Origin of the sequence: Pseudoalteromonas sp. 3D05 (genome assembly GCF_002723455.1) — a bacterium.
GTDB lineage: Bacteria > Pseudomonadota > Gammaproteobacteria > Enterobacterales > Alteromonadaceae > Pseudoalteromonas.
This window is the reverse complement of record NZ_PDUS01000009.1, coordinates 127008-133683: the sequence shown is the minus strand read 5'-3', so window position 1 is coordinate 133683 and position 6676 is coordinate 127008. Positions and strand designations below refer to the sequence as shown.

General features: G+C 39.6%; 8 protein-coding genes. 3 read left to right on the top strand and 5 right to left on the bottom strand.

The features are described 5' to 3' along the window. Positions 1 to 293 precede the first annotated feature (293 nt). A complete protein-coding gene (locus CSC79_RS11195; RefSeq protein ID WP_099295898.1) occupies positions 294 to 1631 on the top strand; it encodes an ankyrin repeat domain-containing protein in 1338 nt (445 codons plus the stop codon). A gap of 56 nt (positions 1632 to 1687) precedes the next feature. Here CSC79_RS11195 and CSC79_RS11190 read toward each other — a convergent pair whose 3' ends face one another. The 5 genes from CSC79_RS11190 to CSC79_RS11170 are packed head-to-tail and all read right to left on the bottom strand — an operon-like array spanning position 1688 to position 5223. Beyond that, entirely contained in the window at positions 1688 to 2143 is a 456-nt protein-coding gene (locus tag CSC79_RS11190) for a DUF2069 domain-containing protein (RefSeq protein ID WP_099295897.1), read from the bottom strand. Further along, positions 2140 to 2694: an NAD(P)H:quinone oxidoreductase gene (wrbA, locus tag CSC79_RS11185; RefSeq protein ID WP_099295896.1), complete on the bottom strand. Its 555-nt coding sequence runs from the start codon at positions 2692 to 2694 to the stop codon at positions 2140 to 2142. The genes CSC79_RS11190 and wrbA overlap by 4 nt, the downstream gene beginning before the upstream one ends. Next, complete coding sequence (gene arsC / locus CSC79_RS11180; RefSeq protein WP_099295895.1) at positions 2694 to 3041, bottom strand: arsenate reductase (glutaredoxin); 348 nt, start codon at positions 3039 to 3041, stop codon at positions 2694 to 2696. The genes wrbA and arsC overlap by 1 nt, the downstream gene beginning before the upstream one ends. A gap of 54 nt (positions 3042 to 3095) precedes the next feature. After that, complete coding sequence (locus tag CSC79_RS11175; protein ID WP_099295894.1) at positions 3096 to 4556, bottom strand: M48 family metalloprotease; 1461 nt, start codon at positions 4554 to 4556, stop codon at positions 3096 to 3098. Position 4557: 1 nt separating this feature from the next. Beyond that, a complete protein-coding gene (locus CSC79_RS11170) occupies positions 4558 to 5223 on the bottom strand; it encodes a hypothetical protein (protein ID WP_099295893.1) in 666 nt (221 codons plus the stop codon). Between the two features lie 143 nt (positions 5224 to 5366). On the opposite strand from CSC79_RS11170, the gene CSC79_RS11165 reads away from it, so the two are divergent. Both CSC79_RS11165 and CSC79_RS11160 read left to right on the top strand, forming a co-directional pair. After that, the gene (locus CSC79_RS11165; protein ID WP_099295892.1) at positions 5367 to 5585 is read left to right on the top strand and encodes a hypothetical protein; all 219 of its coding nucleotides are present in this window, start codon (positions 5367 to 5369) and stop codon (positions 5583 to 5585) included. Beyond that, positions 5578 to 6654 carry an AI-2E family transporter gene (locus tag CSC79_RS11160; protein ID WP_099295891.1) on the top strand — a complete coding sequence of 359 codons (1077 nt, stop codon included), beginning with the start codon at positions 5578 to 5580 and terminating at the stop codon, positions 6652 to 6654. Before CSC79_RS11165 ends, CSC79_RS11160 begins: the two co-directional genes overlap by 8 nt. Positions 6655 to 6676: the final 22 nt, after the last annotated feature.

The following is a 6676-nucleotide window of genomic DNA, read 5'->3' as shown; positions in this document are numbered from 1 at the left end:
TTGATTTTAACAATAGAACCACTATTACTTGCAATCAATGCCTTGCCTAAAACGTTTTTAATTCCAACTGAAACTAGCACCTTGAGGTGGTTTGGGTATATTCTTTTAAATTCACACTCTTTAGTCTAGCGCGGTGATCAAGGTATGATAGAATAAGCCTTCGTATTTAAGCTGACTTTTAATAAATGCTTAAGTATAAAATTGATATTAAGCGCAGTGTCAGTTTTCGCTTGCTATAACTATGCACTCACTTTTTTACCCTGCATTTTAAACACTGGAGTTGTGTTGATTTAATGGAAAATGTACTCATTTGGCCTAAAGAATACCCGTTGTTAGTCAAAGGACTTATTGAGCAAAACGGGGCATTTATTCTGGACGCTCTAGAAGCGTGGCCTTCATGTCGCTCAACAGAAGAAAATGATGGCGTTTGCACCACAGTATTACCTCCTATTTATTACCTTACTTGGTTTTCACCACTTGAACCGTTTGAAGAGTGCTTTTTTCAACATATTAGCGAGTACGATGAGCAGGCCCAGGTTTACATCACAGCAGCAAAGAACCATTACCTAGAAAATGAATACACGGCTGAGAGTCTTGTTTTGCTTATGTGTCAACGCTTAGAGCAATATGCCAGTGTTGCAGTACAAGCACAGGTTGATACGCCTCTGACTTTATTGAGTCATTTATTTTCAAAGCGTTATTTTACAGTTATTGAGCATGTGCTCAATGCGGGTAGCAAAGTTAGTGCAGAGGATGCGTTAGCAATTTGGAAAGAAGTCGACTTTAGAGAACGTTTTAGTCAATTCATTCCAGCTTCAGTAAGTGATAGTGAGTTATTAAGTAAGTTAGCGGCCGAAAAAGTGGCCAGCGGTAAGGATTACTTTACCTTATTAACCCAAGTATCGCCTGATGTTGATTCTGCTTACTTACTCGAGCAAGCATTACTGGCTCATTTGAGCTCTAGCAGCGCTAAACAAACAATGGCGATGCGCTTTATCGAGCAAGGGGCAACGGGAACTTTGAGCGATCAAAGTGAGAAAACGGCATTTATGTGGGCTGTTGAGAAAGGGTATGTAAATTTAGTTCAACTGTTAATCGATAAACAAGATAAAAAACTGAGTGATGAATTAGGTAACACCGCATTACACTATGCAGTTTTAGCAAAAAATGAACCGTTAATGGTGCTTTTATTAAAATCGGGTTTTGATTTTCGTGTACGTAACAAAGATGGATTAAGTTGCTACCGTTTAGCCGTAAGCATTAAAGCTACCTCGCTGGTTAAATGCCTAGAGCGAGATTTTGGTATTAAAGAACTTTCGCCTGAAGGGCAGTTTGATCGCATTAAAAAAGTACATGGTTTGCATGCGCTCGTGACAATTCTTTTGCCATTGCAATTATTTTTCTTTTTTGATGAATCTGTTGCTATTAAAAGTGAACTTACACTGGGTTTAACCATGTTATCTGTTGTGTGCTTTTTCTTTGCGCTGAGCCTTAAGCGCTGTGCATTGTACCCTGCAGTGAAGCACCCTTGGGGGTTATTTATATTACGGTTTTTCTCATTTATAAGCTTGATAGCACAATTAGGTTTGGCAAGTATTGTCGCCTTAACAACCCTTAGTGACTTAGTTTAACTAACTCATCAAAAAACCCGCTGAATAGCGGGTTTTTATTTAACTCATAAAACACTTTAGCGATTTTGCTCGTGAGATGCTTTCTCGTCAGCTAAATCATCTTTGAGTTTACGTATTTTAAGTCCCAATTCTTGTCCACGATAGCGGGCGTAATAGGTACAGCCGACAAACATGGCACTTGCGAATAATAGCTCTAGCAGCACCCATATCATTTGTTCTTGAGCAACCCATATTAAAGTAAAACCATGGATAAAGTAGAACATGACTATAAAGTTGGCCCACGCATAGGTATAAGGCTTATCTTGTAATATACCTTTTAATGGCAATAACAATGGCACTATGTACACAACAAAAATAAACCCATTGCTGTGGCCTTCTCGCGGTGCGATTAGGTAAAGCCAGATAGGCATAAGTATCAAAAGTCCAAAGTAGCCAAATAAAGCGATTCGCTGAAAGCGCTGTGTTATCGCTTTCTTTTCTGGGCTGACAGGGTGTTCGGTTTCGGTTGTCATTTTAGTTTACTCGTAATTTTAACTAATCTATGGCCAACACTTTGGCATATTTTGATTTCGTCTTTACTTAATTGGTTACTATTACTCGCTCCAGCAACATGGGAGGCTCCATAAGGAGTCCCCCCCGATTGTGTTGCTAAAAGCTCAGGCACCTCATATGGAACACCTAAAAGCATCATACCGTGATGCAGCAATGGCAGTGATAAATTTAACAAAGTCGCTTCGTTGCCCCCATGCATACTACTGGATGATGAAAACACACACGCTGGCTTATCTATTAATTGACCCTTTAGCCATATATCGCTGGTGGTTTCCCAGAACGCTTTTGCTTGAGAAGCCATCATGCCAAAACGAGTTGGAGTGCCAAAAGCTAAACCGTCGCACTGAATCAGTTCATCTTTATCAATGACAATATCTTCAGGGTTTTTAGCTACAAATGTTCTTAATAGGGCTTCACCACCTTGTGATTCTATAGCATCAGCAATTTCATGAGCCATGGCTGCAACAGAGCCATGGCTGGAGTGATAAAGTACAACGATGTTTGGCTGCATTACAGTACACTTAATACGTTTTCAGGTGGGCGACCGATCGCTGCTTTATTTCCATTAATAACTATGGGACGCTCAATAAGCTTAGGGTTTTCAGCCATTGCTTTTATTAATTCTTCTTCATTGGTCTGCGCTTTAAGTGCTAAGGTTTTGTAGAGATCTTCTTTAGTACGCATCATGTCGCGTGCAGAATCAAGCTCAAGTAACTTGACTAGTGTGGAAATTTGCTCAGTGTTGAGTGGGTTTTTTAGATATTCAATTATTTCGGGTTCAATAGAATTTTTTTCTAGCAAAGCAAGGGTTTCACGAGATTTAGAGCAGCGTGGGTTATGATAAATAGTAACAGCCATAGTAAAAATCCAAATATTTAAAGTGGTGGTATTTTAAGGTAAGAGGCGCGAGACTTAAAGTCTCGCGAGTTCTTTTTGCATTTGCCTATATTGCGTTAACAAAGCCTTAAGACGTTGTTGTTTTATTACTTCTTGAGGTTCAACAAAGTTTAGTGCCTTTTGTACTTCATCTGCCGCTTTTAGGTAAGCGCCATATTGTGCAAGCACGTCAGCGTTTGCTTCATGGTAGGCAGCAAGGTTTTCTTGCTTTTTATAAACGTCGGTAATTAATTGCTTTGCTAAATTATGCTCTGGTTTTTCAAGTAAAAATGATTTTAGCAAACGCTCAGCTAAAGCATATTGCTTAGCCTCCAGTGCTGCATTAGCATAATTTAAGGTAATAACTTGATTATTAGGCCGGTTGTCATGCAGGCTTTCTAAAAAATTAACGGCATCTTTAGCTTTCCCCTGACCTATTAATAAATCAGTGTGCGTATCTATATAAAATAAGTTTTTAGGATCAGCTGCCATTAGTTCATCAAGTATGGTGGCCGCTTCTGCATACTTTTTTTGGTCTAACAAACTAATACCTAAGCCGTATTTAAGTGCGGTGCTATTATAGAAGGTATTTTCTTTAATCAGTTTTCTAAATAGGTTTTCTGCATCAACAGGTTTATGGTGATAGCGCGCTATAACACGGCTTTTAGCGAGGTTAAATTCGAGGCTCTGTGGGTGTTGGCGCTTTTCGAATTGTTGCGCACGCAGGCGCACATCAGATACTCTTGACTCTGGTAATGGGTGAGTAAGTAAAAATGCCGGTGGTTTATATTTATAACGAATTTGTGCTGCAAGCTTTGTTAAAAACTCACTTGAGGCATAAGGGTCAAACCCCGCGTTATTGAGGGTTTGCATACCAATTCTGTCCGCTTCTTGTTCCGCCGAGCGGCTATGGGTTAATTGACTAAATGCAGCTTGAGTTTGACTGGCCGAAAGGATAGCAATACCAGCATCAGGTGCGACAATCGTTGCTAAAATACCCGCAACCATGCCAGCAATAGTCATGGCACTGTTATCTTGTTGCTGCTGAATACGACGTGCTAAGTGGCGCTGCGTGACGTGAGCAATTTCATGGCCTAATACTGATGCAAATTGGCTTTCGTTATCCGATTGTGCCATCAGGCCGGTATGCACACCGACATGACCACCATAAAAAGCAAATGCATTTATTTCTGGGTTGTTAATCCAAAAAAATGAAAACGGGAATCTGACATCGCTTGCATTTGCTACTAACTTCCTTCCTAAGGTTGATAAATATTCATCAAGCACCGGATCACTAACAACAGGTGATGAGCCACGAATTTGCATCATCATAACTTCACCAATTGCTTGTTCTTTTTCAAGTGGTAAAGCTTGTAATGCTGAGGTGCCTAAATCAGGGAGTTTAAAGTTAGTTTGTGCCTTTAATGGCCCACTGCTCAAAACGCTTGAGGTGATAAGCGCGAGAGCCAAAGTGATAAAGGCTGATTTTATTCGCATTTTATTCCTTGCTGGTTGTATCGCCGAGCATAATTCTTGCTATGTCAATTTCGTCACTGCAAGCACGGCTGTCTTTTTCACATAATTGGTAAAAATCTTTTATTGTGACTCCATCAAGCTTTACAACGTTCAATTCTCTTTGTAAAAAATTGACAATTTTATGCACGGTCTTGTGTGCATGAAGAATTAAGGCTTTGTCGGCAGTGTCTCCGCGCTCAAAATAAAAGCCAATGAATTTATGTAGCTGGTTTATGCGAATTAAGTTACGCATGGTAACAGGGTCCCATACTTTAAATTCCATGAAACGATTATCTTTAATATATTGGTCAATCGTAACATCTTTGGCATAAGGTAGCGCCCATAACTCAAAACCTCTGTCTGTGAAGATTTGGTGCAGTGCAATGCGGGGTTTATTTTCGCAGTGAATTTCCCCCAATGAATCTTCATGGCCGCCGAGTAAATCGAGGTTCCAGTTACGCTTATCGATTAAACGTTTAACGGCATTATCAAAACCATGTTCTAATATGCCCTCAGACTCACTCACAGAAGAGGCTACTAAATGATAAAAAGGCGGTAGCTCTCCCCAATTTATTTGTTTTTTATACCAATTGATATCTTTTAATGTTGGATTACTTGGTAGTAGCGCTTTATTATTCGTGCCTGGCATGGGGCTTTCCTTACTACAATATATTTATTAAGGATAAACCATTGTGCAGAGGGTTTTAAGAAAAAGTTGCAGTTGATTTAAAATACAATGAAGTAAGTGAGAGATAATCGCATTCTGAGCTTATTTTTGTCCAGTGAGAAGTTATGTTAGAACAAGATTTGCGCGTATATAAATGCCCACAACAGTTTATTCATTTCAAGTTGGGTTTAAAACAGGCAAACTTTAATCAACAGCCGATTAAGTTTACGTTAACGCTTGAGCAATCAACATCGGATATTGAACGTTTTTTGCAAAAGCATAATTATCATTACCAATTACAAAAACAGCTCGGGCTGTTAATGGTGGAGCCACATCGTGTTTGAATATGTAAAAGCATGGTACGAAAGAAAATTTTCAGACCCTCACTCGGTTACTTTGTTATTTTTATTAGTCGCATTAATGGCGCTATTTTACTTCTTTGGTTCATTGATTGTTCCTGTTTTGGTTGCTTTAGTCATTGCTTATCTACTTGATTGGCCCGTTGCACATTTAGAGCGGCTTGGATTAAGGCGATTCACGGCAACTATTTTTGTTATGTTAGCCTTTACAGGGTTAATGCTTACTTTGATTGTGGGAATGGGCCCAGTGCTTTGGCAGCAAGCCAGTAACTTGCTTCAAGAATCACCTCATATGATTGAAAAAGGGAAGTACTTTTTATTACATTTACCGGATCAGTACCCTAGTTTGATAACGGCTGAGCAAGTGCAGTCGGTGGTAATGAGTGTAGAAAGTAAAGTCATTGAGTTTGGTCAAATTGCTTTATCTGCATCTTTGACGTCGCTTAAAGATGTCGCAGCGTGGTTGATCTACTTGATCCTTGTGCCTCTATTAGTTTTTTTTATGCTAAAAGATAAGCTTGAACTAACGCAAAGTGTTGCGAAGTTAGTGCCTAAGCAACGGCGTCTAATTTTACAAGTTTGGCATGAAATGAATCAGCAAATCATGAACTATATTCGCGGTAAAGTGTTTGAGATTTTGATAGTGGGTTCAGTATCCTTTATTGCTTTTACTATTTTAGACTTACGTTACGCTGCATTATTAGGGGTATTAGTTGGCTTTTCTGTGCTAATTCCATTTGTCGGTGCTGCGTTGGTGACTATTCCAGTTGCTGCTGTTGCACTGTTTCAGTTTGGTGTAGAAACGCAATTTTGGACGATACTCATCGTTTACGGCATTATTCAAGCGCTTGATGGGAATGTTTTAGTGCCTTTATTGTTTTCAGAAGCGGTAGATTTAAACCCCGTTTTCATCATTGTTGCTGTGTTGTTTTTTGGTGGGCTTTGGGGGTTTTGGGGGGTGTTTTTCGCCATTCCGCTAGCTTCTTTGGTCAAAGCACTTATCAATGCGTGGTCAACCAAGCAAGAAGAGCAGCTAGCCGAGCCGCAGGGGTGAGCAGTCTTTAGTCTTAAATAGA